The organism is Streptomyces sp. B5E4 (genome assembly GCF_039871555.1).
Taxonomy (GTDB): domain Bacteria; phylum Actinomycetota; class Actinomycetes; order Streptomycetales; family Streptomycetaceae; genus Streptomyces.
In genome coordinates, this window is record NZ_JBDPMI010000044.1 from 25,976 (window position 1) to 52,475 (window position 26,500).

General features: G+C 70.6%; 19 protein-coding genes. 8 read left to right on the top strand and 11 right to left on the bottom strand.

Annotated features, from left to right (window positions below; genetic code table 11):
* The first annotated feature begins 480 nt into the window (after positions 1-480).
* Positions 481-1,575: an IS630 family transposase gene (locus tag ABGA99_RS34075; protein ID WP_347584151.1), complete on the top strand. Its 1,095-nt coding sequence runs from the start codon at positions 481-483 to the stop codon at positions 1,573-1,575.
* 79 nt (positions 1,576-1,654) lie between these two features.
* Here the strand turns inward: ABGA99_RS34075 and dcm are convergent, their stop codons facing one another.
* Together dcm and ABGA99_RS34085 are read right to left on the bottom strand one after the other, a co-directional pair.
* Entirely contained in the window at positions 1,655-3,061 is a 1,407-nt protein-coding gene (gene dcm / locus ABGA99_RS34080; protein WP_347584152.1) for a DNA (cytosine-5-)-methyltransferase, read from the bottom strand.
* 103 nt (positions 3,062-3,164) lie between these two features.
* The gene (locus ABGA99_RS34085; RefSeq protein WP_347584153.1) at positions 3,165-3,854 is read right to left on the bottom strand and encodes a hypothetical protein; all 690 of its coding nucleotides are present in this window, start codon (positions 3,852-3,854) and stop codon (positions 3,165-3,167) included.
* Positions 3,855-3,973: 119 nt separating this feature from the next.
* Here ABGA99_RS34085 and ABGA99_RS34090 point away from each other — a divergent pair, with 119 nt between their 5' ends.
* From ABGA99_RS34090 to ABGA99_RS34100, 3 genes are all read left to right on the top strand, one after another.
* On the top strand, positions 3,974-5,383 hold the full coding sequence (locus tag ABGA99_RS34090) for a transcriptional regulator (RefSeq protein ID WP_347584154.1): 1,410 nt from the start codon (positions 3,974-3,976) through the stop codon (positions 5,381-5,383).
* Positions 5,383-7,218: a DEAD/DEAH box helicase gene (locus ABGA99_RS34095; protein ID WP_347584155.1), complete on the top strand. Its 1,836-nt coding sequence runs from the start codon at positions 5,383-5,385 to the stop codon at positions 7,216-7,218. Before ABGA99_RS34090 ends, ABGA99_RS34095 begins: the two co-directional genes overlap by 1 nt.
* Positions 7,219-7,563: 345 nt before the next feature.
* Complete coding sequence (locus tag ABGA99_RS34100; protein WP_347584156.1) at positions 7,564-8,061, top strand: DUF3883 domain-containing protein; 498 nt, start codon at positions 7,564-7,566, stop codon at positions 8,059-8,061.
* A gap of 33 nt (positions 8,062-8,094) precedes the next feature.
* Here ABGA99_RS34100 and ABGA99_RS34105 read toward each other — a convergent pair whose 3' ends face one another.
* The 6 genes from ABGA99_RS34105 to ABGA99_RS34130 all read right to left on the bottom strand — a co-directional run bounded on the left by ABGA99_RS34105 (position 8,095) and on the right by ABGA99_RS34130 (position 15,501).
* A complete protein-coding gene (locus tag ABGA99_RS34105) occupies positions 8,095-8,583 on the bottom strand; it encodes a very short patch repair endonuclease (protein ID WP_347584157.1) in 489 nt (162 codons plus the stop codon).
* On the bottom strand, positions 8,576-9,547 hold the full coding sequence (locus tag ABGA99_RS34110; RefSeq protein ID WP_347584158.1) for a NaeI family type II restriction endonuclease: 972 nt from the start codon (positions 9,545-9,547) through the stop codon (positions 8,576-8,578). The genes ABGA99_RS34105 and ABGA99_RS34110 overlap by 8 nt, the downstream gene beginning before the upstream one ends.
* 94 nt (positions 9,548-9,641) lie before the next feature.
* Positions 9,642-10,991: a PrsW family intramembrane metalloprotease gene (locus ABGA99_RS34115; RefSeq protein WP_347584162.1), complete on the bottom strand. Its 1,350-nt coding sequence runs from the start codon at positions 10,989-10,991 to the stop codon at positions 9,642-9,644.
* Positions 10,992-11,054: 63 nt separating this feature from the next.
* Entirely contained in the window at positions 11,055-11,813 is a 759-nt protein-coding gene (trmB, locus tag ABGA99_RS34120; protein WP_347581749.1) for a tRNA (guanosine(46)-N7)-methyltransferase TrmB, read from the bottom strand.
* Between the two features lie 54 nt (positions 11,814-11,867).
* Positions 11,868-13,142, bottom strand: a complete 1,275-nt coding sequence (lhgO, locus tag ABGA99_RS34125; RefSeq protein WP_347584159.1) for an L-2-hydroxyglutarate oxidase — start codon at positions 13,140-13,142, stop codon at positions 11,868-11,870.
* Between the two features lie 256 nt (positions 13,143-13,398).
* Positions 13,399-15,501 carry an asparagine synthase-related protein gene (locus tag ABGA99_RS34130; protein WP_347584160.1) on the bottom strand — a complete coding sequence of 701 codons (2,103 nt, stop codon included), beginning with the start codon at positions 15,499-15,501 and terminating at the stop codon, positions 13,399-13,401.
* A gap of 789 nt (positions 15,502-16,290) precedes the next feature.
* On the opposite strand from ABGA99_RS34130, the gene ABGA99_RS34135 reads away from it, so the two are divergent.
* Positions 16,291-17,736 (top strand): MFS transporter, encoded by a 1,446-nt coding sequence (locus ABGA99_RS34135; RefSeq protein ID WP_347581752.1) that lies wholly within the window; start codon positions 16,291-16,293, stop codon positions 17,734-17,736.
* A gap of 68 nt (positions 17,737-17,804) precedes the next feature.
* Here ABGA99_RS34135 and ABGA99_RS34140 read toward each other — a convergent pair whose 3' ends face one another.
* Positions 17,805-19,667, bottom strand: a complete 1,863-nt coding sequence (locus tag ABGA99_RS34140; protein WP_347584161.1) for a sigma-70 family RNA polymerase sigma factor — start codon at positions 19,665-19,667, stop codon at positions 17,805-17,807.
* A 343-nt stretch (positions 19,668-20,010) separates the two neighbouring features.
* Positions 20,011-20,754, bottom strand: a complete 744-nt coding sequence (locus ABGA99_RS34145) for a helix-turn-helix domain-containing protein (protein WP_347581832.1) — start codon at positions 20,752-20,754, stop codon at positions 20,011-20,013.
* Between the two features lie 321 nt (positions 20,755-21,075).
* Between ABGA99_RS34145 and ABGA99_RS34150 the strand changes: the two genes are divergently transcribed.
* Both ABGA99_RS34150 and ABGA99_RS34155 read left to right on the top strand, forming a co-directional pair.
* Positions 21,076-22,431: an FAD-dependent oxidoreductase gene (locus ABGA99_RS34150; protein ID WP_347581831.1), complete on the top strand. Its 1,356-nt coding sequence runs from the start codon at positions 21,076-21,078 to the stop codon at positions 22,429-22,431.
* 82 nt (positions 22,432-22,513) lie between these two features.
* Positions 22,514-24,238, top strand: coding sequence for a SpoIIE family protein phosphatase (locus tag ABGA99_RS34155; protein WP_347581830.1), 1,725 nt, complete (start codon positions 22,514-22,516; stop codon positions 24,236-24,238).
* A 42-nt stretch (positions 24,239-24,280) separates the two neighbouring features.
* Here the strand turns inward: ABGA99_RS34155 and ABGA99_RS34160 are convergent, their stop codons facing one another.
* On the bottom strand, positions 24,281-25,591 hold the full coding sequence (locus tag ABGA99_RS34160; protein ID WP_347581829.1) for an MFS transporter: 1,311 nt from the start codon (positions 25,589-25,591) through the stop codon (positions 24,281-24,283).
* Between the two features lie 136 nt (positions 25,592-25,727).
* Here ABGA99_RS34160 and ABGA99_RS34165 point away from each other — a divergent pair, with 136 nt between their 5' ends.
* Positions 25,728-26,306 carry a MarR family transcriptional regulator gene (locus ABGA99_RS34165; protein ID WP_347581828.1) on the top strand — a complete coding sequence of 193 codons (579 nt, stop codon included), beginning with the start codon at positions 25,728-25,730 and terminating at the stop codon, positions 26,304-26,306.
* The last annotated feature ends 194 nt before the right edge of the window (positions 26,307-26,500 follow it).

Below are 26,500 nucleotides of genomic sequence, written 5' to 3' on the forward strand. Positions count from 1 at the left end.
CGCGTTCGTCAAGCACAAGAGCCACGCCAAGAACGCCGGGAACTGCCGCGGTTCACGATGACCGGGTGCGGCGCAACTTCACCGCGGACGGGCTGAACCGGCTGTGACTTACGGACACGCTAAGCATGCGACCGGCGAGGAGGCAAGCGGTACCGGTTTGCGATCAAGGACGTGTATTCCGGCTACATCGCGGGCCTTGCCATCCACGCCCGGATGAAGTGCCGCCTCGCGGTGGCCCCGTTGGAGTCCGCTGTCGTCCAGCGTGGTGCTCATCCGGCAGGGATTGGTCGGCTCGATCGGCCGGGTCGAGGGTCGTCGGCGAGCTTCTTCGCACTGCTGCAGAAGAACGTCCTGGAGCCCGCACCTGTGCCATCTGGCGGGAGATGCGGTTGGCGATCTTGACCAGGATCGAACGCAGGCCACTGGTGTCTTGTGATTCTGTTTGTGGAACTTGAGGCGTCTGTGATCGTTGAGTCTGGTATGGATCTCTCCTCTGAACAGATGGCCGAGCTGCGGGAGTTGGCGGGTTCGCGGGATGCGCCGGCTGTCGTGGCGCTTCGGGCACGGATCGTGTTGTGGTCGGCTGAGGGGCGGCGGCGCAAGGACATCGCCGAGCTGGCCGGTGTGGCACCGCTGACGGTGGACCGCTGCAAGGCCCGCTATGCCGAGCGGGGTGTGGCCGGGCTGGAGGACAAGCGCCGGGGCGGGCCGCGAACTCAGGTGCCGCCTCGGGTGCGGGCCCGGGTGATCGCTTTGGCGAGGATGTCCCCGCCGGCGGATTCCGGGCTCTCGCACTGGTCGACGCGGACGCTGGCCGATCACTTGAAGCGGCGCGAGGGCATCTCGGTGTCCTGGCATTATGTTGCCCGCGTCTGGCGTGAGGAGAATCTGAGACCGCACCGTTCGGGTACCTTCAAGATCTCGAAGGACCCGGCGTTCGCGGAGAAGGTCACCGATATCGTGGGTTTGTACCTGTCCCCGCCTGGTGGCGCGGTGGTGCTGTCGGTCGACGAGAAGACGCAGGTGCAGGCCCTGGACCGGACCCGGCCGGTGCTGCCGGTGGCCTTCGCGGTCACCGAGAAGCGCACGCACGACTACGTGCGGCACGGCACCACGAACCTGTTCGCCGCGCTGAACGTCACGACCGGTGAAGTGCTGGGCGAGTGCAAGCCGGACCGGAACGGCGCGAACTTCCTGGCGTTCCTGAAGAAGGCCGTCAAGCCCCACGCGGGCAAGGAGGTCCATGTCGTCCTGGACAACCTGTCCACGCACACCACCCCGGACGTGAAGGCGTGGCTGGCGGAAAACCCGAACGTCCACTTCCATTTCACCCCCGTCGGGTCCTCGTGGCTGAACCGAATCGAGATCTGGTTCGGGATCATCACCCGGCAGTCCATCCGCCGTGGCACGTTCGCAAGCGTCCATGTCCTGGTCAAACAGATCCGCGACTACATCAACTCCTGGAACGAGAACCCGAAGCCCTTCACCTGGACCGCCACCGCCGACGAGATCCTCGCCAAGGTCAGACTCGTCCAGACCAGCGTGAAGAAACTCGTCAATAACAACTCGAAGTAACGCAATCAAGGTCACAAGACACTAGCGTCCCCTGACCGAAATCGTCGCCTCAAGGAGCGGCGAAGGTCCCGCCAGCAAATTAGCTGATCTTCGAGCGTTGCTCAGCGAAAAGTACGTGGCGTCGGTGGTCATCCTGTCCGATGAAGCCCTGGAAATCTCCCAGACTGAACGCCACTGCGCCAGATGACCGTTCTTTGGTCCTGAGTTCGAAGTCTCGGCTGAGGTGGTTCAGGTGACGTTCGACGGTGGGCTGGCTCATGACGATGCCTCGCTGTGCGAGTTTCGAGATCATCTGTTCGACGGTGAGAGGCCGTCCATGACTGTGGAGCAGCTTGTATACGGGATCAAGAACGACATCTGTAGTCTCAATCAGTTTGCCAGGTTCACCCTCTCTCATCAGGGCGCTTTTGATGGCCTCGCCGACGGCCTTGGCGACCGGCGGAGGGAAGGCATTGCCAATCTGCCGGTACACACTTGTTTTGCGGCCCTTGAAATCCCACGAGAATTTTTCGTTGTCCCAGCCTTGAAGCCGCTTGACCATATCGATGGTGAGCTTGGGGCCAGGCGCATCTCCTTTTGGTGCCCAACCGGCCATCGGTGGCTCATTGGCAATTCCCATGGCGTCGACACCAAGTTCCGCCCAGGCCCGCTTGGCGCGAGTAGGGCCCAGGTCCGCACCGCCGTGCTTTTTCGAGCCTCCGACGATCGTTGGAGCGATCCCACAGGCACGCTTTACCCAGGCTTCGACGTTCTCGCTCTCCCAGCCATTCGAACCCATCAGGCCCCGGAGGAGTTCACCTACGGTCGGAGGCTCATGGGCCTGGGCTTCCGGCCACTTGAAGTAGGGTGCGTATTCCTCCAGGACGGCAACGAGCACGAATCGTGGCCGGAACTGCGAAACGCCGAAGTCCTTGGCATGCAGAAGCTGCCAGTCTGGGACGTAGCCGATGTCCCGAAGACGGTCGAGCGTGTGCTGACGGTACGCGGCGAACCGGTTAGAACTGAGCCCGCGCACATTCTCCAGCATAAGAGCTTTGGGCTTGACAGTTGCGCACAGTTGAACGGCCCACGCGAACAGATCGCGCTCGTCCTTCGTGCCGAGCTGTTTGCCCGCGATGCTGAACGGAGGGCACGGAACTCCGCCGGCCAGGAGGTCGACTCTTCCCTCGTACTCTTTGGGGTTCCAGACATTCTCGTCTGCCACGTCGCCGACTCTGACCACGTACTCGCCGTTGGGCAGGTTGGCGCGCAGAGTGTCAGCGGCGCTGTGGTCCAGCTCAACTGCCAGAAGGTGACTGAACTCAGCCCGGTGCAGTCCCAGTGACTGACCGCCAGCGCCGGCGCAGATCTCGACAACCTGAAGCCCATCCTCAGCATCTGGTTCCGGCATGTGCTCTACCTCCAGGCGATCGACGTCCGGCGCTTGCGCATCATGAGCAGTTCCAGCCTCTTCGGCTGCAGAAGTTAACCGCAGATGCTCCAGCACCTGAGCGAACAATACTCGCAGGTCGCGCAGCCTGCCGGAGAACCGGCCCAGATACGGCGTGCCAGCGGGGCCCAGCCTCCGGCACCGGTACGAGCGCGGCGCGTCAGCGTGACAGGGACGAGCGCACAGCGCTACGAGCTTCCTCCGGCAGGCGCCGGTAGGCGCTCCAGACCCGGTCTGCGGGCGACGGCTTACGCTGCCCGCGTTCGATCCACCTGAGCAGCCGCCGCCGGTCGCTTTCGTCGAGTTCGGCGGCGGCTTGCAGGATCTCGTCGGTCCGCGCGGGTACAGCACCTCGTCCTGCCCGGCACCTCTTGCACTCCGTGACCAGAGGTGTGATCTCTGTGCCGTCAGGCATGACGGTTACTCTGCGGACTACGACGAGGGCCGCCGTCTGGTTCGAGTCGTCTAGGTACGGCTCGGCCGACGAGATGCCGCACACCGTGCACATGAATTCGTCCCGCTCGAGGGCCGCCTGCCTCTCCTTGCTCGTGACGGCGCGCTGTGTTTCAGCAGCCCTGCGCGCCACCGGGTCCCATACTGCAACCCCCTGCTTGACGAACCGCTGTTGCTCCGAGGCGAGTCTCGCGTCATCCGTACTGGTGTGGATCACCCAGCCGTAGCCCCGCAGATCCCTGATGCGGCGGTCTGCCTGAGCTACGCCCTGGAAGGCGTCTCGGACGTCTTCCTTCGTGAACGTCCCGCCTTCACCAATCTGCTGGATCAGCCACAGGGCGCCGCGGATCATCGTCCCTCTCTTGACACCTGGTTCGTTCCATGCGGGCAAGGCCATGGCGTCCTCCGTCGGGCAGGGCGGCTTCCGGCCCATTATCAAGCATGCGCCTTTGCTGTCGGCGCCCCCTGGCATGATGCACCCAGTCCGGACGGCGGGTTTCGTGGGAGGGTTCCCAAATGTTCGAAGAGTTCGGTTCGCCCCCTCTTGCCGAGGAGAACCGCGCAATGGTCGCGGAACGCCTGAAGCAGGCTAAAGCGGAAGAAGGGGCGAAGGTCACCGTTACCTTCCGCGGTGAGCAGCGGTACCTGCATGTGATCGCGATGCCAGTGGAGATGCTGTACTTCAACCCCGATACCCACCGTGTCCGTGCCCAGCGGTCACTCGACTCTGAGCGCAGCCGGACCCTGGACGGCCGGCCTTGGAGCGATGAGGCGCAGGAGTATCTCCACTACCTCCTCACCCGCCAGCCGTCTAACCCTGCACAGACCGACCCTGAGTACATCGAGTTGCGTGAGGAACTGGAAGATTACGGACAGCGCGAGTCTGGGATCATCACGCCTGACGGAATCCTCGTCGACGGCAACACGCGCTGTGCCGCCCTGCGGGAGCTTGGAGTCAAGGATATCCGAGTCGGCGTCCTGCCTGCGGACACTGTCTACCGGGACATTAACGACGTTGAGATGTCATTGCAGTTGCGCCATGACAAGCGCCGAGACTACTCCTATATCAACCAGCTCATAGCGATCGAGGACGAACTTGCCCGTAGCCGACGTGAAGAGGATGTGGCGCGGGACTTCAACATCAAACTCAAGACGCTCAGGACCGACCGCCGTGTCTACCAGATGATCCTTGAGGCCATCGATCGGAGTGTCACGGCCGATGGAGTGAAGCTGCGTCTGGTGGACTTCGAGGGACACCAGGAGAAGCTGCGTGAGCTGCAGCGGGACTACGTGACGTGCGCTGAGACTGATGCGGATGCGGCCGAGATGCTGAAGGAGTCCCGGTTGGCCATGGTCGTACTCAACTACCCCAAGACCAGCCTCCGGCTGGCTGAGGCGGACTTCCACAGCGACTTCCTTGCCCCTCGGCTGCCAGACGAACTGCGCCCGGGAACAGCAGAAGCCGCTGACAAGGCAATCCCCGGTCTGCCTGGGGTCATCCTCCCGGCAGAGCCGGAACCGGTCAGAGCGGTCAAGGCGCTCACCGACACCCTTCTGCAGGCTAAGGCGGCACAGCAGGCTGATGGACAGTTGGAGCCGCCTCTGGTGGCCGCCGCCAACGAGAAGATTACGAAGGCGAGGGAAACTTTCGACGTAGCAGTCAGAATGGCCGGACAGAACGCGCAGCTTAAGAAGCGACGGGCAGCCGTGCCAGACCGCCTGACAGATGCGGCTGAGCATGTGAGCCAGTGCGTTCTGGAGTTTGCCGATGCCCGGGCCAAGCGCGTGCTGGACGAGGACTCCTTCGACGACGGCCTGATCGCGCTGCGTGACAGTCTGGCCCGGCTGGCCAGACTGGCAGGCCGGACCTTCGACTCCCCCGGCGACGGAGTTGCCTGGCTGCTTGATGCCACGAGGGGCAAGTGATGCGAGCCGAGGCCAGCCCCAGTCTGCAGTTGAGGTTCGGGGACAGCGCCAATCGGGTGCGAATCCGGGTGCGTGACGGGCTCGAAGCGGAACTTCGGCGCATCGCTCTGCGCTTTAGCAGTGGGGTGCACGCCTCGCCGACTACGCTCGACATCAATCTGGACGATCTGCTGACGAACCTCGCGGCGCTCGCGGACTGGCCAGAGCCAAGCGGGGTCATCTGGGAACCTGAGCTGCAAACGCTGGTCACCGGCACGCATAACGACGCCCGTATTGCGGCTGAGCGCCTCGACACCGCAAGGAGTGGGCCTGCAGAACTGGACCCCGGAGATCTAGACAGCCTGCTCGGACCGGAGTGGACCGGCGAGCTGACAGACTTCCAGCGCCGGGACACCGCCCGGCTGCTTTCCATGCACCATGGTGCCAACTTCTCCGTCCCTGGAGCAGGCAAGACCCGTGTCGCGCTGGCGGTCTTCAGCATTCTGCGCCAAACCCGTGGGATTGAGCGGCTGTTGGTCGTCGGTCCTAAGTCATCTTTCGAGGCGTGGCAGGAGGAGAACGCCACCTGCCTGGCCAAGCCGCTTCGTATGGCCGTGGCCGCGCAGGACGCAGACCCGGCAGCCGAAGCCCTGATCGTGAACTACGAGCGCCTCCGTTTCGATGGTGTCGTCAACAGCCTCGGCCAGTGGCTCGCGGCACGGCCGTCTCTGCTGCTGCTGGACGAGGCTCACCGGACGAAGCTCGGCGCCCGGGGCACATATGGCTCTGCCTGTTTGGCACTTGGCCCGCGCGCCCGGCACCGGCTGGTACTCACGGGCACTCCCGCACCCAACGGTGTGCGCGACCTTGAGAATCTGTTCAGCTTCGTCTGGCCGGGTTACGGGGGTCAGCATGTCACTCAGGCAGTCGCCGGTGGGGACCTGGCCAAGGCTAGCCGAGTACTGCGGCCGCTGTTCGCCCGCACGACGAAGCAAGAGCTGGGCCTGCCTCCAGTGACCACGACACGGAGGCCTGTTCCTCTCCCACCACTCCACCAGGAGGTGTACGAGGCACTCACCGGGCGGTTCTCAGCGCGCTCTCACAATGCGGAAAATGAATTCCAGGCGCTTGGAAGGATCGCAGTCTATCTTCTCATGGCCGCAATCAGTCCTGCCCTCCTGTCCGTTGGGACGACAAAGTACGAGCCGCTGTCGTACCAGGTTCCACCGCTGGCAGTGCCAGAGGGGACGCCGCTCTTCCAGCTTATGAAGAACCTGCCAAGCTACGAGATGTCATCGAAGTACCGCGAGGTTCTCGCGATCGTCGCCCAGAACGCTGCCCTCGGACGGAAGACGCTGGTCTGGTCGACGTTCATCCGCAGCCTCACCACGCTGCGGCGCATGCTGAATGAGTTCTCGCCCTCGATCGTCTACGGGGGCACCGAAGAACGTGAGGCAGAGATCGCCCGGTTCCGTGGCGACCCCGATTGCATGGTCCTGCTGTCCAACCCCGCTACCCTCGGTGAGGGAATCAGCTTGCACCACCACTGCCATGACGCTGTCTACGTCGACCGTGACTTCGCCGCCGGGCGGTACCTGCAGAGCCTGGACCGGATCCATCGCCTTGGGCTGGCTTCTGACGCAGAAACCCGTGTCACCGTTCTGGTTTCCGAGGGGACCATCGACGAGGTGGTGGACCAGCGTCTCGCCGACAAGCTTCTGTTCATGGGCAGCATCCTCGACGACCCGTCTGTACGTGAGCTTGCTGATCTGGATGAGGAGCCCGCTGTAGGAGCAGGTCTGGACCAGAAGGATCTGCAGGCACTGATGGGCTACCTCCGTGCCCGTACCGCCTGAACCCATACTGAGGGGGGCCGTAAGGTGGCTGACGCACCTTGCGGACTCAGGCCCAGCTCGCTGCCGGGCACTGTTCGCGACGCACCACGCCTACAGCGATCTCACCCCCACTCAGTACGAGACTGCCTATGGCTGGCTCCGTGCCGGAGGGCTGCTGGACAGCCCGGACGCCGTCCAAAGACCCCAGCACAGGGTCCTGGCGCATGCGCTCACCGAGGCGACGCCGTGGTTTGCGGACATGGATGTGCTTGTCACGACGCCCGATGAGCTTCCCGGCGACGCGCTGAGCGCGGCCCGAGCGGTTGGCCTCGGCGCCGAGGAAGCGTTTGCCTGCGTGCAAGCCGCATGGGGCAAAATGACACGGCGCAGCGGGAGCGCATCGGGGAGGCCGGCGAACGGGCGCTCGTCCGTCTGCTCCGCGAGGGCCTGCCCGAGGCGGCGGAGGTTCTGCACGTCGCAGCAGAAGCTGATGGCTTCGGCTACGACATTGGCGTGCGTGCAGCTGGACTGTGCGTCCACATCGAGGTGAAGTCGACTACCCGCCACAGTCGGCTCCCGGTGTATCTCTCACGCAACGAGTACGAGACTATGCGCAACGATGCCACCTGGCAGCTCGTTGCAGTGCGGCTGACAGAAGGGCTGAAGCCGGCCGCTGTCGCTACTGTTCCAGCTGACTGGATAGCCGCGCAGGCTCCGGCAGACCGAGGAGCCGCAGCGAGGTGGGAGTCCTGCCGGTTCGACGTTCCACGTGATGTCCTTGTCCCCGGAGTCAGCGGGCTCCGGGAAATAGTTGATGAGGCCGCTCCTGCGATGCTCGGCGGTGCTGTCGACTGGCCTGGCTGATTCCGGCTGCGGTGACGGCTGCCCTCCGGCAGGCTATGTCGGCTCCTCCCGGCGCCTTCGCACGGTGTCGGCGATCTGGTGGGCGCATGCCACAGGATTCTCGTGCTCCCAGTAGCGGAGCACCGCCCAGCCTGCATCGGCGAGCTGTTCATCGGTGTCGCGGTCCCTGGCGACGTTCTTAGTCACTTTTTCCGACCAGTAGCCCTTGTTTGTCCTGGGAGGGATGTAGTGCTCCGGGCAGCCGTGCCAGTAGCACCCATCGATGAACACTGCGACCTTTGCTGGACGGAACACCAGGTCCGCAGTCCGCCGCAGGTCCGGAAGCGGCCGTGCCGCCACTCGGTACCGGAGTCCGAGTGCATGCACCAGGCGTCGGATCGTCAGTTCCGGTTTGGTATCGCGGTTACGGATTGCCTGCATATTTCGGCGGCGGGCAGCAGAAGAAGCCCACGACCCGTCTGGCGCGCGCCAGGACTTCTGCTCACCATCCCCTATGCCGGGGGGATCGGGCTCTTCAGGCATCGGAGTTTCGCGTTTTCGGGAGCATTGGCGCTGGCTCGGCCGGGTCCTGGTCTTCAGCTACCGCCCACCAGGCGCCGTCCAGGTATGCGCGTGGCCTTGCGTCCTGGTCTTTTTGCACCCGCGTTACGCGCACACTGACGAACTCCCCTTCTCGGGGGACCGGGACCTGCAGATCCGCTGCAACTCGCTGGTGCTTTCGGTAATCTCCCATAATGAGAATGCCGTGACGGCGGAGGCTGGATCTTGCTCCTCCGTTACCGCGGACCCTCTTCATGTAATCCTTCTGCTGGGCGGCTGTACGGACCACGTTTCTCGTGATTCTGCGCTGCTGGACCCGCCTGAACAGTTCGTTCACGCGTGCCTGGCCGCTCTTCTGCGCGAGGACAGCATCGCGATCGGCTGCAGGCATGTGTAGAAGTACGTTCTCTGGGAGCCTCCCGTCGGGTGTGACCCAGTAGATCTTATTCCTGTGCTCAGCCTTGATCGTGAGCTTCCGGTCGCGATTGGACTTCTGGTTGAGGATCTCCTCTTGGATCCGGATGAGCCCGGCTTGCCACTGGCTCTTCAGGTCATCCGCCCATACCACCAAACAGAGATGCCCGATAGCTTCTGGCGGTATCATCCAGGAACCGAACCTCTGCGAGAATTTGCAGTCGACCTGGATTCCGGCGATACGATAATCCATCGCTTCGCCGTCGGCAAACTTGAATTCTCTCTGCAAGTTGATCTCTACCAGGCTGCCGGCATGTGTCTTCTCTGTCTTAAGCAGTGTGCCCCAGTCGTAACGGCCCGTCACCTCACCGTTCAGAAGCTGGTCGATCGTATCCCGGAGTACAAGGGAGAAGCGCTCTCCGTTGGGATCGAGCCGAATGAGATGATCCCGGACGGCGATCAGTTCGGGATCGGATGATGCTGAGCTGGTCGCTGCGGCGTTCAGCGCGGCCGAGTAGTCCAACGGAAGCATTCAGCAACCTCGCGTCTGGCTTCAGAGTGTGCGCAGTTGGGTTTCGAGGGGCGTAGCGTACCGCTGCTGGCGGGCAGTGCGGTTCGCCCCCCGGCTACGCGGGCCTGCTGCCAGGCGCAGCGAAGGGGATGCGTTGCGGGGAGTGGGGAGTGCCTGGCGGTGGGGGCCAGGGGTGTCTTTGGGGTGGGGTGGTGGTGTAGGCGGCTCTGGTGAGGGCTGGTTGGGCCAGGGCCTTGTTCTGCCACATGGTCGTGAGCAGCGCCTGTTCGCGTGCCGCGAAGTCCTTTGCCGGGCGGCCCTGCGTGGCCTGGGCGCGGAGCAGGGCCAGGGTTGTCGCCGCGCGTTGGTAGTCCGCCACCGCGCGGCGGGCCTCGTCGCCGTGGGTGTGGCGGGCCAGGCTGCGGGCGATCTTGCGGATGCGCAGCGAGGACAGGGCCACCGGTTCCGCGGGGACCAGCCAGCCGGCCTGGGCGTAGACGGGGAGCTGGTTCCGTATCGTGCGGAGCTTGCCGCCGCGGGACCAGACGGCCAGCCACACCAGCAGGCCGAACACCGGCGCCATGACGAAAGCGTAGGCGCCCAGGAAGGCGTAGCCGTTCATGACCGCCGAGCCGTTCCACAGCGAGTGCAGCGCGATCGCCAGCAGCAACCCGGCCACCGGCAGGAGCACGCGGCGTATTCGCTGACGCGCGAGGGTCATGGCCGCCAGGCCGAAGCCGATGCCGGCCATCGCCGTGAACAGCGGGTGTGCGAAGGGGGAGAAGACGATGCGGGCGATGAACGTCACGGTCACCGTGGCCAGCGGGCCGGAGTCGCCGAAGGTCTGGTTCTCCTCGTAGGCCCTGCCCAGGTACAGGATGTTCTCGGTGAAGGCGAAGCCCGTGCCGATGATCCCGGCCAGCACCAGGCCGTCGACCAGGCCGGCGAAGTAGTGCCTGCGGAAGAGGAACAGCAGCAGTATGGCCGCCGCCTTCGCGCTCTCCTCCACCACCGGGGCCACGACCGCCATCCCCCACAGGTCCGCCTCGCGCGACGACGCGGTGGGCAGCCCGGTGGCGATCCAGCGGGCGGCGAAGGTGTTCGCCAGCATCGCGACGAGCGTCGCGGCGAAGGCGCCCCAGGCGAACGCGAAGATGCGGTAGCGCCACGGTCCCGGCGCGACCCGGTCCAGCCATAGGAAGCCCGCGATCAGCAGCGGCACCGGCAGCAGCGCCAGCCCGCTGCCCACGAGCATCCCGTGCGTGCCGGTCTCCGTCCACACCAGCACCAGGATCGCCAGGCCCGCCAGCGTCAGCACGGTCGCCACCGCGCCTATTCGTACGCCCCTCCTGCGCCAGAACCGTCGGCGGGCGGGCGGGTGTGCGGCGGGTTCCACCGGTTCCGGGCGCGCGTCTCCGTACACCGGGCGCGGCCCGAATCCCTCGGGCTCCCGCGGCCGGGACATGAGCTGAGCGCCTTCGTGCTGCACACCTCGACCCTAACCAAGCCCTCCGTCGTGCGCGACGGGCTATTTATCGCGGATGCGGCGGAAGAGGAGATCGTTCACGATGTGCCCCTTTCCGAGCCCCTGCCCCTCGAAGCGCGTACGCGGGCGGTAGTCCGGCCGCGGCGCGTAGCCGCCGGGGTGGACGTTCTCGAAGTGCGGCGACGCCTCCAGCGTCTCCAGCATCCACTCCGCGTACGGCTCCCAGTCCGTCGCGCAGTGCAGCACCGCCCCCGGCGCCATCCGCGAGGCCGCGAGCGCCAGGAACTCCGGCTGGATGAGCCGGCGCTTGTTGTGCCGCTTCTTGGGCCACGGGTCCGGGAAGTAGATCCGCATCCCCGCGAGCGCGGCCTCGGGCAGCATCTCGCGCAGCAGGACGACGGCGTCGCCGTTGCCGATGCGTACGTTCGTCAGTCCCCGCTGCTCCATGAGCCGCAGCAGGTTGCCCTGGCCCGGGGTGTGGACGTCGACGGCCAGGATGCCGGTCGCGGGGTCGGCGGCGGCCATCTCCGCGGTCGCCTCGCCCATGCCGAAGCCGATTTCGAGGACGACCGGGAGGCCGTCGAAGAGATCGTCGAGATCGAGGACGGACGCGCCGTCGATGTCGAAGCCCCACTTCGGCCAGAGCCGCTTCAGAGCCTCGCCCTGCGCGAGGGTCACGCGGCTGCGGCGCGGCACGAAGGAGCGGATACGGCGCTCGTTGTGCGGCCCGGCGGGCGCGGGGGCGGGGCCGTCGGGGAACCTGGGCTGGGGACGATCGTGCTGATCGGAGTGGTCGGACACAGTGTCCCTATTTTACGGACGCTCCCGGGCCGGTGTAGGGCGGTCCCCGGCTGGTCACAGTAAGGCGAGCGTCCTGCGGGCGATCTCCCTGCCGATCGGGAGGGACGCGGTCGCGGCCGGGGACGGCGCGTTCAGGACGTGGATCGTGCGCGGCCCTTCCGCGAAGCGGAAGTCGTCCACCAGCGACCCGTCCGGCAGCACCGCCTGGGCCCGCACCCCCGCCTGCGCCGGGCGCAGGTCCTTCTCGTCGACCGCGGGCAGCAGCCGCCGTACGGCATGGGTGAACGCCCGGCGGGAGAAGGAGCGGCGGAGTTCGCCGGCGCCGTAGCGCCAGTGGCGGCGGGCTATGCGCCAACTGCCGGGGTACGTGACCGTGGCCGCGGCGTCGCGGGGGCTGAGGCTCGTACGGGAGTAGCCCTCCCGGGCCAGTGCGGGGACGGCGTTGGGGCCGAGGTGGACGGCGCCGTCGATGCCGCGGGTGAGGTGGACGCCGAGGAAGGGGAACGCGGGGTCGGGGACGGGGTAGACGAGGCCGCGGACGAGGTCGGCGGCGTGCGGGGCCAGCTCGTAGTACTCGCCGCGGAAGGGGACGATGCGCAGCCCGGGGCGGTCGCCGGCGAGGCGGGCGATGCGGTCGGAGTGCAGGCCGGCGCAGTTCACGAGGGCACGGGCGCGGATGACGTCGCTGGCGGCGGTGCGGACGGCGACACCGGGGCGGGCGGCGACACCCGGGCGGGCGGCGGCGCCGGAATCACTGGCGTCGGTGGTACGGGCTTCCCCGGGCCCCGGGCGCCTCGCGATCACCCGTACCTCCGCCCCGTACCGGACCTCCGCGCCCGCCTCCCGCGCCAGCTCCGCCAGCGTCCGCGCCACCGCCCGGAAGTCGGCCACTCCCGTCGTCGCCACGTGCAGCGCGGCCAGCCCGCGCACATGCGGCTCGTACTCCGTGATCTGCGCCGGCCCCAGCTCGCGCACCGGGATGCCGTTCTCGCGCCCGCGCTGCGCGAGGGCGTGCAGGCGCGGCAGCTCGTCGCGGTGCGTGGCGACGACGATCTTGCCGGTGACCGCATGCGGCAGCCCGTGCTCGGTGCAGAACCTGACCATCTCGCCGGCGCCCTGGACCGCGTAGCGCGCCTTGAGCGAATCCGGCCGGTAGTACAGCCCGCTGTGGATCACGCCGCTGTTGCGCCCGGTCTGGTGCTGGGCCGGGCCGGGTTCCTTCTCCAGGACGAGGACGCGGATGCCGGGGGCGGCCCGCGTGAGCGCGTACGCCGTGGAGAGGCCGACGATGCCGGCGCCGATCACTAGTACGTCGCAGTCGTCGGCCATGTCACCTCCGGCAGGGGTCGGCCCCATCATCCCCCGACCGGGCGGGCCACCGCCAAACCCGGGGGTCGGGGCGGTGCACAGCGGGCGTCGGCCCGGCGCGGCGGCCGATGTCAGTCATGACGGCCGATGTCAGTGGTGGGGCCTAGCGTGGATCATGCAGGCAGCACCGACGAGTTCAGTTTCTACGCCGCGTACGACTGCGCCCTGTACGACCCGAGCCTCTACGACCACGCCCCGTACGACCCCGGCCCCCGCCCTACAACGGCAGCCGCGGCGGCACCCCGCCCGCCACCGCGCGCTGGCGCGGTGCCGCATCGCCCGTCCAGCACGACCCGCGCCGCATCAGCAGCCGCTGCAGCCACAGCTCCGTCGAGACCAGCTCCGCCAGCCCGCCCAGCGGCAGCGGCTCGCCGTCCGCCGCCGCGCGCAGCGCCTTGCGTACGACCCGGCCCTCCACCAGACCCGCGTCCGCCAGCAGCGGCCGGTGGAAGAGGTCGGCCAGCTCCGTCGAGGCGCGGCGCAGGCCGATGCGCTCCGCCGACGCCGCGGCCGCCGCGGGGCCGGTCGTCGCGCCCCAGCCCGGGGGCAGGCCGCGGATGCCCGCGCCGTCGAGCACGGCGCCGAGCACCGCCGCCCGCGCGCCCGGCTGGACGCGCAGTGCCTCGGGCAGGGCGCGGCAGGCCCGTACGACCTGGTTGTCGAGGAAGGGAGCGTGCAACCGCTGGAACCGGACCTCCGCGGCCTGCTCGAAGACGCGGTAGTCGGCGCCCAGTTGCGCCAGCGCCGCGGCGGCACGGCGCTCGCCGGGGCGGCCGGTGCCGTCGCCGTTCGCCGTGCCCGCGGAGCCCCGGAGCCGTACCGACACCTCGGCCAGCGCCTCGCCCGTCAGCCACCGCGCGGCCGGCCCCGGGCGGCACCAGCTCAGCGCGGCGAGTGACGCGTCGAGCGCGCCCCGGCTGCGCCCGGGAGCGCCGCCGAGCACGCCCGCCGGGTCGTCGAGGAGCGCTTCGGCGCCCTCGGAGATGCCTTCCCAGTACGTCGTACGGGCCAGCCGACGGGCCGCGCGGTAGACGGTCAGCGGCGCCAGCACCGACCCCTCGGCGCGCGCCAGCGCCGTCACGGGCCGGAACAGGGAGCGCCGTCTGCGGTCCAGCAGCAGGTCCGCGAGCCGCGCCGGGTGCGCGTCGAGGACTTCGCGGGCGCCGACGCCCACGAGGTGATCGGCGCTGCCCGCGGTCAGCCGGCGCCGGTGCCGGGCGGCGGCGACCAGCGAGGGCCCCGGCTCGTCGGTCAGCGGCATGCTCTCCAGATCCGCGTACGGCAGCGCCGCCTCGCCCGCGGCCACCACCACGTGGTGCAGCCGCGGGTTGGCGGCGATGGTGCGGGCCCGCTCCAGCTCGGCCTCGTCGGCCCGCGCCGTCAGGTCGTTGAACGTCACGGCCACCAGCCGCTCGCCCTGCCCGGGACCCAGCCCCGGCGGCGTGCCGGGCGCCCCGGGCAGCCCGGCGGCCAGCAGCGCGAGGGTGCCGGAGGCGATGCCGCCGGACAGGTCGGCGCCGATGCCGGGCGCGGGGCCGCGGGAGGCGCGCCGGTCGGCGGGGCCCATGCCGGGTACGGGGCCGGGGTCGAGGCCGCCGTAGCCGGGTTCCGGCGCGTGGCGCGGGGCGGCCAGCCGGGCGCGTACGGATTCCACCAGCGCGTCGCGTACGCCCGCCACCGCCGGTTCGGTGTCCAGCGACGGCGCGGCGACGGCGAGGGAGGCGCGCGGCTCGTAGCCGGTGATCTCCTTGGCGCCCTCGCGGAGGATGAGCCCGTGGCCGGGGGGCACGCGGTGCACGCCGGAGTACGGCGTGCCGTCGCCGAGGGCCTCCGGCACGTCGGGGCAGGCGAGTTGGGCGGCGAGGTGGGAGACGTCCAGCTCGGCTTCGATCAGGTCGGCGAGCGGCAGCGCGGCGGTCGCGTACGCCGTGCCGCCGTCCCAGGCGGCGTGGAAGACGGGGCGCGCGCCGGCGAGGTCGCCGAGGACGGTGGTGCGGCGGCCGACCTGCGCGACGGCGGTGTACCCGCCGGACCAGGCGGTCAGGTGCCGTACGGCGCCGCCGCGGGCGGACAGCAGGCCCACGCGCAACTGGTCGTCGCTCGCGCCGCAGGTGCCGAAGATCGCCAGCCGGATCAGCGGCGCGACGTCGACGACCCGGATCTCGTCCGGCCGCCAGTCGCCGACCGCCCACAGCGGATCCGGGCCGCCCCAGACCAGTTGGGCGCCGACGGGGTGGAGGTCGTAGTCGTCCGGTGACTGCGCCCCGTCGAGGAACGAGGGCGCGGCGGCGGAACTGCTCCACCCCACCAACCACCGCATCCGCGCCTCCTCGTGGGCAACTGGGGACGTATCGGCATATGCCAAGCGAGTCAGGCGAGCCGGGATATCGGCATCAACTCCGCCACGCACAGGGCGTACTGCCGCTTCGTCAGGACCAATGCTGCCACGAGAGGGGCGCATGTGAGTGGATGCGGTCGTGCGGGAGTCTGCCCGTCACGGCCGGAAGCGCCCCCGCGGGTGATCGTGCGGGCCGGCGAAGGGTGCCGCACGGCCTGCCGGCGTCCCCGCAGAGGAACCGGCGGCGGCGCGGCGGAGGAAGAGGATCAACAGGCCCGGCGGACCGGCCCCCGCGCGCCGTCCGGAACGCGGTACGGACACCCGGGCGGTGCCCGGACTCCGGTGCGGGCGTCCCGTACGCCCGGATCTACACCCGTCGCGAGGGGCGTCATTCAGCCATTCTGTACACGGCGCAATCCCGGCCAACCAAGCCCGTCCCGCGGGCTTGTGTGGTCCGGGAAGCGTCCCGCGCTCCCCGGACCGTGAGCCGCCGCCCGCGGGGATGAATGACGGCGGAGTTCCCCAGGCCCGCCGCTTTCCCAGGCGCGGCGAACCGACCCACGGACAACCAGCCAAGCGTGCGCGGCTCCATGCGTGCAGAGCGCACGTACGGCGCACCGCCACACGACCCCGGAGCACGCGCGCTGCAATCCCGCCATCCGGAAACATTCCTCTTAACGGTCGGGATCCGGCGAACTACGCTGGGTGCATATGCGACCCGGCCGGATCCCCACCTGCCGGACGGGAGCCGTCGGTGGTCGAGGGGTGTGCATGTCCAGGACGCCACGCGGGCCGAACGAGAAGCTGGGCCACATGCTCGCGCTCGCCGGGATCAGCAACGCCGGACTCGCCCGCCGGGTCAATGACCTCGGCGCGCAGCGCGGCATGACGCTTCGGTACGACAAGACGTCCGTCGCCCGCTGGGTGACGAAGGGGATGGTGCCCCAGGGGGCCGCGCCCCACCTGATCGCCACCGCCATCGCCGGCAAGCTCGGCCGCCCCGTGCCGCTGCACGAGATAGGGCTGGCCGACACCGACCCGGCGCCCGAAGTGGGCCTCGCCTTCCCGCGCGACGTCGGCGAGGCGGTGCGCTCGGCCACCGAACTGTACCGGCTCGACCTCGCCGGGCGGCGCGCCGGCAGCGGCGGCATATGGCAGAGCCTCGCCGGCTCCTTCGCCGTCAGCGCGTACGCGACGCCCGCCTCCCGCTGGCTGATCACGCCGGCCGACGGCTCGGTCGCCCGCGGCCTCGACGGCGCCGACCCGCAGCACGCGCCCGCCGCGGAGGGCTCCGGGCCGCGGCGCGTGGGGCACAGCGACGTCGCCAAGCTGCGCGACGCGGCCGACGAGGCGCGGCGCTGGGACTCCAAGTACGGGGGCGGCGACTGGCGGGCCTCGATGGTGCCGGAGTGCCTGCGCGTGGACGCGACGCCGCTGCTGCTCGGCGCGTACACCGACGAGGTCGGGCGCTCCCTCTTCGGCGCGACCTCGGAACTCACGCGGCTCGCCGGGTGGATGGCCTTCGACACCGGCCAGCAGGAGGCCGCCCAGCGGTACTACATCCAGGCGCTGCGGCTCGCCCGGGCGGCGGCGGACGTGCCGCTCGGGGGGTACGTCCTGGCGTCGATGTCGCTGCAGGCGACGTACCGCGGCTTCGCCGACGAGGGCGTGGATCTCGCCCAGGCGGCGATCGAGCGCAACAGGGGGTTGGCGACGGCGCGTGCGATGAGCTTCTTCCACCTCGTCGAGGCGCGGGCGCACGCCCGCGCACAGGACGAGGCGTCGTGCGGCACGGCCCTGGCGGCGGCGGAGAGCTGGCTGGAGCGCGCCCGCGAGGGCGATCCGGACCCGGCCTGGCTGGACTTCTACGCCTACGACCGGCTGGCCGCCGACGCCGCCGAGTGCTACCGCGACCTGCGGGTGCCGCGGCAGGTGCGGCGGTTCACCGAACAGGCGCTGGCGCGGCCGACGGAGGCGTTCGTCCGCTCGCACGGGCTGCGGCTGATCGTGGCGGCCGTCGCGGAGCTGGAGTCGGGGAACCTGGATGCGGCGTGCGCGCAGGGCACGCGGGCGGTGGAGGTCGCGGGCCGGATCTCGTCGGCGCGGACGACGGAGTACGTGAAGGATCTGCTGGCCCGGCTGGAGCCGTACGGCGACGAGCCGATGGTGGTGGAACTCCGCGAGCGCGCCCGCCCATTGCTGGTCGCGCCCGCGTAGGGGGTACGTGCCCGGGCGCACGGCGGCGCGGGGCGTACGGGCCTGCGCGCGGGCGCCGGGCGGCGCGGTCAGCGGCAGTCGATGACCGAGTCCGCCCAGCCCGTCAGCATCGCGGTGTGCAGGGGGTGCTGCGGTTCCGCTTCCAGCCGGATGGTCTCGGTGCCGGACGGCAGGCCCACGTCGACCACGGCCGCCTCCTCGCCCGCCTCGACCCAGTCCGAGCGCCACAGCCGGGCGTCGTCGCCGTAGACGGTGAACCTGGCGGCGCCCGTGCGGTACATCATGTCGTCGATGCCGGCCGCCGCCCGGTAGTGGGTGCAGGACCGGTTCAGCTCGATGACCAGTGACGACTTCGAGGACACGCTGACGCCGTGGGCGTAGGTCCGGCCGCCGACGTCCAACTCCTCGCGCTGCCACCACCAGCCGCTACGGCTCGCGACGATCTCCGGGTCCGTGCCGTCGCCGAGGACGTCGGCGTCGAGGCCGGCGACGCGGTACGGCCCGGCGGGAGGCGGCGGCGGGGGCGGTGGGGGCGGCGGCTCCGGCGCCGGGGTGGGCGTCGGGGTCGGCGTGGGCGTGGGTGTCGGGGTGGGACTGGGGGAGGGGGGCTCCGGCGTCGGCGTGGGGGTCGGCGTCGGCGTGGGTTCCGCCGGCTCGGGGGCGGGGGGCGGGGGAGCGGGCTCCGGCTTCTTCGCGGGCGGGGGCGCCGGCGGCGGTGCCGGGGGCGGTGCCGGCGCCGAGGTGGCCGGCGGGTCGGCGACCGGCTCCTTCACGCCGTCGCCGCCGGACAGGACGAGCGCAAGTGCCGCTGCCGCCGCCGCCACGACGATGCCGGCCGCGGCCGCGACCTTGACCGGCGCACCGACCCCCTCGCCCACCGCCGCACCGGCACCGCCGGCCGCACCCGGGCCCGCGCCGCTCCCGACGCCGCCCGCCGCCGCACCCGAGCCCGCACCGGCGGCACCCGCCGCCCCCGCACCCGCGCCGACTCCCGCGAACCCGGCGGCCTTCGCCGCCGCGGCCGACGCGAACCAGCCGACCACCGCGACCGGAAGCAGCGTGCTGAGCCGGGAGTTGACGTCCGCGACCTCAAGCGCCGCCATCCGGCACCGCGCGCAGTCGTCCAGGTGCTTGCGCAGCCCCCGCTCGGCGCGCATCCGCAGCCCGCCGCGGGCGTAGGCGCCGAGCCGGTCCGCGTACCGGGCGCAGTCGCCGCCGGCGGTGAGCGCCGTCGAGACGTGCGCCTGGAGGTACGCCTGCTTGAGGCCCTCGCGGGCGCGGTGCGCCAGCACGGCGGTGGCGTTGGCGGTGAGCCCCAGCAGTGGCGCGACCTGGCTGGGCGACTCGTCCTCCACCGTGGTGTGCCACAGCACGGTCTGCCAGCGCTCGGGCAGGCTGCGGAACGCCTGTACCGCCATCGACTGCTCGGCCTCGTGCATGGCCTGCACGTCGGCGCCGAGGTCGAGGGTGTCGTCGTCGGAGACCGGCCGGGCGGCCTGGGTCGCGAAGACGGCGAAGTCGTCGACGAGTTGCTCGCGCTTGGCGGTCTTCGTCCAGGCGGCGGCGACCCGCCGCACGGTGGTCAGCAGATACGCCCGTACCGCGGTCTCGGGACCGGCGCCGCCGCGGACCGCCTGCAGCGTGCGGGCGAACACCTCGGCGGTCAGGTCGTCGGCGGTGTGCGGGTCGCGGCAGCAGCTGCGCGCGTACCGGCGGACCGCCGGGGCGTGCCGCTGGTACAGCTCCTCGTACGCGCTGTCGTCGCCCGTACGCATCCGGGCGACCAGCTCGGTGTCGGAGGGCAGGGGGCCGGTGACCCCTTCGTCCCGCCGCTCACGCTGCTGGGGAATCGCGCCCACGGCCTCATCGGCGCCGCCGGAAGCCCCGCCGTCCATGGCATGCCCGCGATCGTCCCGATCGTCAACTGCCATGCCGCAAGCTCCCGTAGACGCTCGTCCCGCCCGTCATTCGGGTGAGCGTGTCACAACGGACCGTGTCCGCCGTCCGCGTTGAACGGCCAACCACCCGTTGGAGGGTTTTCCCGTTCGCGGCGCACTACCGGTCACGCTTTCGGGGTACACGCCCGCCTCGCTTGACGGCGGGGACGGTACGCCGGCCACGGAAGCCGGTATGCAGCGAGAGACACCCTGACGGGCGACGCCGTCAACACGAACCATCGCCGAAGAGACCCCCCGTCAAGGGGAACCTCCACCGGGGCCCGTCAGGGCACGCCGAGGCACACCCCGGCGCACCCCCGTCGGGCGATCGCCCGGCTCAGCCCTCCGCGTGCGGCCGCAGCCCGTCCAGCAGAATGTCCAGCAGCCGCGCGGACGCGACCGCCTGCTGCTCCGGGTCCGGCAGGGACGGCGCCGCGGTGGCTATCACCAGCAGCACGTCCGACACCGATACGTCCGCGCGCAGCGACCCCGCGTCCCGGGCGCGCGCGACCAACTGCCCGACCACGTCGAGCAGCGCCGCCGCGTCCGTACCGCCGACGCTCGCGCTCTCCGCAGCCGCGACCGCACCCGCGACCGCCCCGCCGACCTGCGGCGCCGTGCCGTCCGGCGAGGGCCGCTGCTGCGGCACCCGCGGCTCGCCCTCCGGCGCCTGCGCCGTCACGCCCAGCACCTGCGGCGGCAGCAGCCGCCCGGCACCGGAGTCGACGGACGCGCGCAGGAAGCGGGCCAGCGCGGCCCACGGCTCGTCCTCCTGCTGCAGCGCGGCCCTGGCCTGCTCGGTCAGCCGCGCGGTCTCCGCCTCGGCGATGCGCTTGACCAGCACTTCCTTGCTCGGAAAGCGGCGATACACCGTGCCTACGCCGACCCTGGCGCGGCGGGCGACGTCCTCCATCGGGGCGCCGTAACCCAGCTCCCCGAAGACCTCGCGCGCGGCACGCAGGACGTGCTCCAGATTGCGCTGCGCGTCGACCCGCAGCGCCGACCGGCCATTCGTCGGAAGTTCGCCCGAACTATCCGATCCCGGCGTGTTTGCTGACAGACGACTGCTCTGAACCTGCATCTCTGTTTCCCCCGGTTATGACAGTCTCCCCCCGGAGACTCCCCACCCTGCTTACCGGAGTGCATCTGGTCGGGCCACTCCGGCTCGTACGAACATAGTTCAGCAGAAGTCAAGAGAGAAGGGGCTGTGGATAAGGATCGGCCGCGGGTCGGACACCTCGGGCGCCGGAAATCCTTCCCCCGCCTGTGGACAAAAGTCCGAACGCGGTGCGTCATGGGTGTTCCGAGGTCGCCGTCGGCGGCCTCGCCCCGAGCCCGCACCGCCGCCGGCGGTGCGCGGCGAGGCCGGGCCCCGGGCGGGACCCCAGGCAGGAGGTTGCCCATGACGGATCCGACACGCGTGCTCGTCGTCGGTGGCGGCAACGTCGGGACGGCCGTGGCGATGCGGCTGCAGAAGCACCTGGGCAAGCAGCTCAGAAGCGGCGCGGCGCAGATCACCGTGGTCGCCCCCGACCCGTACATGACCTACCAGCCCTTCCTCGCCGAGGCCGCCGCCGGCTCCGTCCAGCCGCGCCACGTCGTGGTGCCGCTGCGCCGGGTGCTGCCCCGCTGCCGCGTGCTCGCCGGCCGTGTGACGTCCGTCGACCACCCCGGGCGCACCGCCTGCGTCACGACGCTCGCCACCGAGGAGACCGGCGAACCGCAGATGGAGCTGGCGTACGACCAGCTCGTGCTGGTGCCCGGATCCGTCTCCCGGGTGCTGCCGGTGCCCGGGCTCGCCGAGTACGGCATCGGCTTCACCTCGATCGAGGAGGCCATAGGCCTCCGCAACCACGTGCTCGAACAACTGGACATCGCCTCCTCCACCCGCGACGCCGCCGTCCGCGAGGCCGCGCTGACGTTCGTGTTCGTGGGGGGCGGCTACGCCGGCGTGGAAGCCCTCGCCGAGCTCGAAGACATGGCGCGTTACGCCACCCGCTACTACACCGGCGTACGCCCCCAGGACATGCGCTGGATCCTCGTCGAGGCCAGCGACCGCATCCTGCCGGAGGTCGGCGAGCGGCTCGGCGCGTACGCCGTCCGCCGGCTGCGCGAACGCGGCATCGACGTACGCCTGGAGACCCGCCTGTCGAGCTGTACGGACCGCGTCGCCCGACTCGACGACGGCGCCCGCTTCCCCACCCGCACCCTCGTGTGGACCGCCGGCGTCCGCCCCCACCCCCTGCTCGCCGCCACCGGCCTGCCCCTCGACGACCGCGGCCGCCTGCGGTGCACCGCAGGCCTACGCGTCGAGAGCGAGGACGCCGTCTGGTCCGCCGGCGACGCGGCCGCCGTCCCGGACCTCACCGCCGACGAGCCCGGCGCCCTCTGCGCCCCCAACGCCCAGCACGCCGTCCGCCAGGCCCGCGTCCTCGCCGACAACCTGGCCGCCGCCCTGCGCGGCGCCCCCCTGCGCGACTACCGGCACCGCTACGCCGGCTCCGTCGCCTCCCTCGGCCTCCACAAAGGCATCGCCTATGTGTACGGCCACCGGCTGAAGGGCTACCCTGCCTGGCTCATGCACCGTGCGTACCACCTAGGCAAGCTCCCCACCGTGGGCCGTAAGGCCCATGTGCTCGCCGAGTGGACGCTCGCCGGACTGTTCAAGCGGGAGGTCGTCGCCCTCGGCTCGCTGGAACACCCCCGGGCGGAATTCGAACTCGCCACCCGGTCGGGTCGCGGCCCCGACGGCGACTGAGGCGGGGCATGTGACCATGGACGGGCACGAAACGGCACGGAGCGAACCGAACGACCAACGAGTGGACCTGGGACTGGCACGCTTGAACTTCACGCGCTGGAGCCCCCGGCTCCCCGGATCCCCGCGCCGCACCGCCGCCGCGCGGGGGTTCCGCGGTGCCGTCCCCTCCGCCCGCGCCGGACGGCAGGGCCGCCGCGCCGCGGCGGAACCGCCCCCCGGCGTCGAGCCGGACGCCGACCCCGGCGGTACGGCGAGCGGCGGCGGCGACACGGGCCCCGAACCCGAACCCGATACGGAACACGACGTCGACCCCGGCATCGAGCTGCCCGTCAGCGCCACCCTCGGCCGGCTGCCGGCACCCGTCGCGGTCGTCCACGGCCCCGACCACCGCATCGCCTACGTCAACGACGCCTACGCCGCCGTCTTCGGCGCCCGCGCCCCCGGCAGGCCCGCCCGCGAGGCGCTGCCCGAACTCGCCGAGCTGGGGCTGCTGCCGCTGATGGACCAGGTGCTGCGCAGCGGCACACCGCGCACCGTCAAGGCCCGCCGCGCCCCCGACGCCCGCTCGTACACGTTCACCTGCAGCCCCATCGACGTCGGCGAGAGCGGCGGCGTGCTCGTCTCCGCCGCCGACGTCACCGACCAGGTGGAGGCCGCCGAGCGGCTGCGCGCCGGCGAGCGCATGCAGCGCGAGGCCGCCGTGGCGCTGCAGCGCAGCCTGCTGCCGGAGAAGCTGGAGCACCCGGACGACCTGCGGGTCGCGGCCACGTACCAGCCCGGCGGCACGGACGCCGCCGTCGGCGGCGACTGGTACGACGTCATCACCCTCGGCGCCGGCCGCACGGCCATGGTCATCGGCGACGTGATGGGGCGCGGCGTCCGCGCCGCCGCCGTCATGGGCCAGTTGCGCACGGCAGTACGCGCGTACGCGCGCCTGGACCTGCCACCGCACGAGGTGCTGCAGCTTCTCGACGGCCTCGCCGCCGAGATCGACCCCAACCAGATCGCCACGTGCGCGTACGCCGTCCACGACCCGCACGAGGGCCGCCTGGTGCACGCCTCCGCGGGCCATCTGCCGATCCTCATCCGCGACGCGGACGGCACCGTGCGCCGCGTCGACGAACCCACCGGCCCGCCGCTGGGCACCGGCGGCTGGGTGCACAGCTCCGCGGAACTGCCCTTCCCGCCCGGCTCGACCGCCGTCCTCTACACCGACGGCCTCATCGAACGCCGCGGCCAGGACATCGAGGAGGGCGTGAACGCGCTCGTGAGCGCGTTCGCCGGCGCCGCCGGCGCACCCGGCGTCGTCTGCGACCGCCTCATCCGCTCCCTCGGCGTGACCGCCGAGCACGACGACGACGTCGCCGTCCTCGTACTGGAGCACCCGCTGCGCGACGACGGCGAGGCCGAGCTGTTCCGCAGCGCGGCGCTGGACCTCCTCGGCGGGGTCGAGGCGGCCCCGCGCGCCCGCGCCTTCGCCGACGGCGTCCTGGCGAGCTGGCGCTTCCCGGCGGAGCTGCGCGAGCTGGGCGTGCTGGCGGCCAGCGAACTCGTCGCCAACTCCCTGCAGCACGGCTCCCCGCCGATGCGGCTGCGCCTGCGGCGTACGGACCGCAGGCTCATCGTCGAGGTCACCGACGGCGACGACCGCCTGCCCCGCCGCCGCCAGGCGGAGCCGGGCGACGAGAACGGCCGCGGCATCTCCATCGTCGCGACGATCGCCTCGACCTGGGGCTCCCGCCGCACGCTGGGCGGCGGCAAGGCGGTGTGGTGCGAGTTCGCCCTGCCGGGCGAGCACAGTCACTGAGGACGCGTACGGGGGCGGGAGCCGCCCCCGTACGCAACCCCGCTAGGCCGCCCGGACGGGCGCCGGCTCCGCCCCGGCCGCCGCCGGCTTGTGGGCCGCCACCTGCACGGTGCCCGCGAGCCGCGGGCAGTCCTGCACCGGCGTCAGCCGCCGGCCCAGCCGCAGCCCCATCACCGTGATCCCCAGCGAGCACACGACGAGCATGGAGATGTACGCCCCGTACGCCCCGGCCCCCGCGAGCAGCCCGCCGACCGCGGGCCCGATGGCCAGCGCCAACTGCTTGACCAGCGCGAACACCGAGTTGTAGTGCCCGATGTGGGAACCCGGCGCCAGATCCGCCACGAGAGGCGCCACGGTGGGCGACAGCATCGCCTCGCCCAGCCCGAAGAGCGCGTACGTGGAGATGATCGCCGCGGTCGCCATCGCCTGCCCGCCGGCGACCCACCCGGAGGCCCCCGCCACCAGCCACGCGAACGTCCATATGAGCCCGACCGCGGCGATGACCCGGCTGCGCCGCCGCCGCTCCACCAGCCGCAGCACGGCGAACTGCGCCACGACGATCACCGCCGTGTTCGCCGCCAGCGCCACCCCGAGCGTCGACGGGGATATCCCCGACACCTCGACCGCGAACGCCGACAGCCCCGACTCGAACTGCCCGTAGCAGGCGAAGAACATCACGAAGCCCAGCGCACAGAGCCACACCATCGCCCGGTCCGCAAGCAGCACCTGCCACCGCCCCCGCGCTCCCTCGCCGGCCGGCACGGCATGCGCAGCCCGCGTCCCGCGCGGCAGCCGCACCGTGGCGACCACGGCGCCGAGCACCAGGAACATCACCGACTCGATGGCGAAGAGCCGCACGAACGACCCCGCGTGCTCCTCGTCCACGAGCAGCCCGCCCAGCAGACCGCCGACACCGAGCCCGAGGTTGTTGAGGAAGAACTGCGTCGCGAACGCCCGTGACCGCGTCACCGTCGTCGAGCACCAGACGATCATCGTCGCCAGCGCGGGCTGGATGACCGCCATCCCGGCGCCCATGACCAGCGTCGACGTGAGCACCATCGGCGCCGTCGAGGCCAGCCCCAGCGACAGGGCCCCGGTCGCGGCCGCGACCGTACCGGCCAGAGCGACGGGCAGCGGCCCGCGCCGGTCGATGAACCGCCCGGTGAAGGGCAGCACCAGCAGCGCGGCCATGGCGAACCCGGCGAGCGCGACACCCGCCGTGGTCGAGCCCAGATCCCGCACCCGCGCTACGTACAAGAACGTGTACGGCACCGTGAAGCCGCTGCCGAAGGCACTCAGCGCGTTCCCCACCTGGACCCTGCGGAGGGCCGCCGTGCCGGTCTCGCGTGTCACTACTCACCACCCATACACACGTGCGCCCCGGCGCCGAAGAGCTACCGGGTCGAAGACTTCGATGCTAAAGTTCAGACCTAAAGAGTACACGGCTGAGAACTTCGACGCGAACGAGATTGGTGGAATACTGCGCGCCATGTCCGACAGCGACGCCCCGGCCACCGATGCCGAACGGACTCCCACGCAGGAGCTGAGCTCGCTCGACGAGCAGATCGCCCTCTACCAGCGGGAGTTCCAGGACCTCGACCCCCAGGTCGAGCAGATCGTCTCGGCCCTCAGCCGCCTCAACCGCCGCATGACCGTCGCCTACGGCCGCCACCTCTCCGACATCGGGATCAACAGCGCGGAGTGGGAGGTACTCAAGGCTCTCGTCCTCGCCGGCGCCCCCTACCAGCTCGGCCCCGGCGAGCTGGCCAAGCGCCTCGGTCTCACCCCCGCCGCGATGACCCACCGCATCGACCGCATGGTCGCCGAGGGCCTGGTCACCCGCGAACGCGACGAGGCCAACCGCGTCCGGGTCATCGTCGGCATCACCGAGCTGGGCCGGGACAAGTGGTTCGCGGCCATGCGCATGGGCACGGACTGGGAGGAGGACCTGCTCCAGGACCTCACCCCGACCGAACGCACCCTGCTCGGCGAACTGCTGACCCGCCTCCTCCGCCGCGTCGAGGACGCCCAGCCCGACGCGAGCGGCCGACTGTCCGATTTGGACTAGCCCTTGATCGCGCTTGACAGGGGACAGGCCGCTCCGTAAGGTTCGTCGGGTTGCCACGGGGCCGGTGAGGTTCCGGAGTGCGGCGGTGGCCGTCCTTGAGGGGCGGCTCGTTCCATCTTCTCGTTGTGTGATCGTCTCCCTTTCGTCGGGGTTGAATCGGCATGCCCGGTTCTTTTCGGCGGGCGGCCGGATTT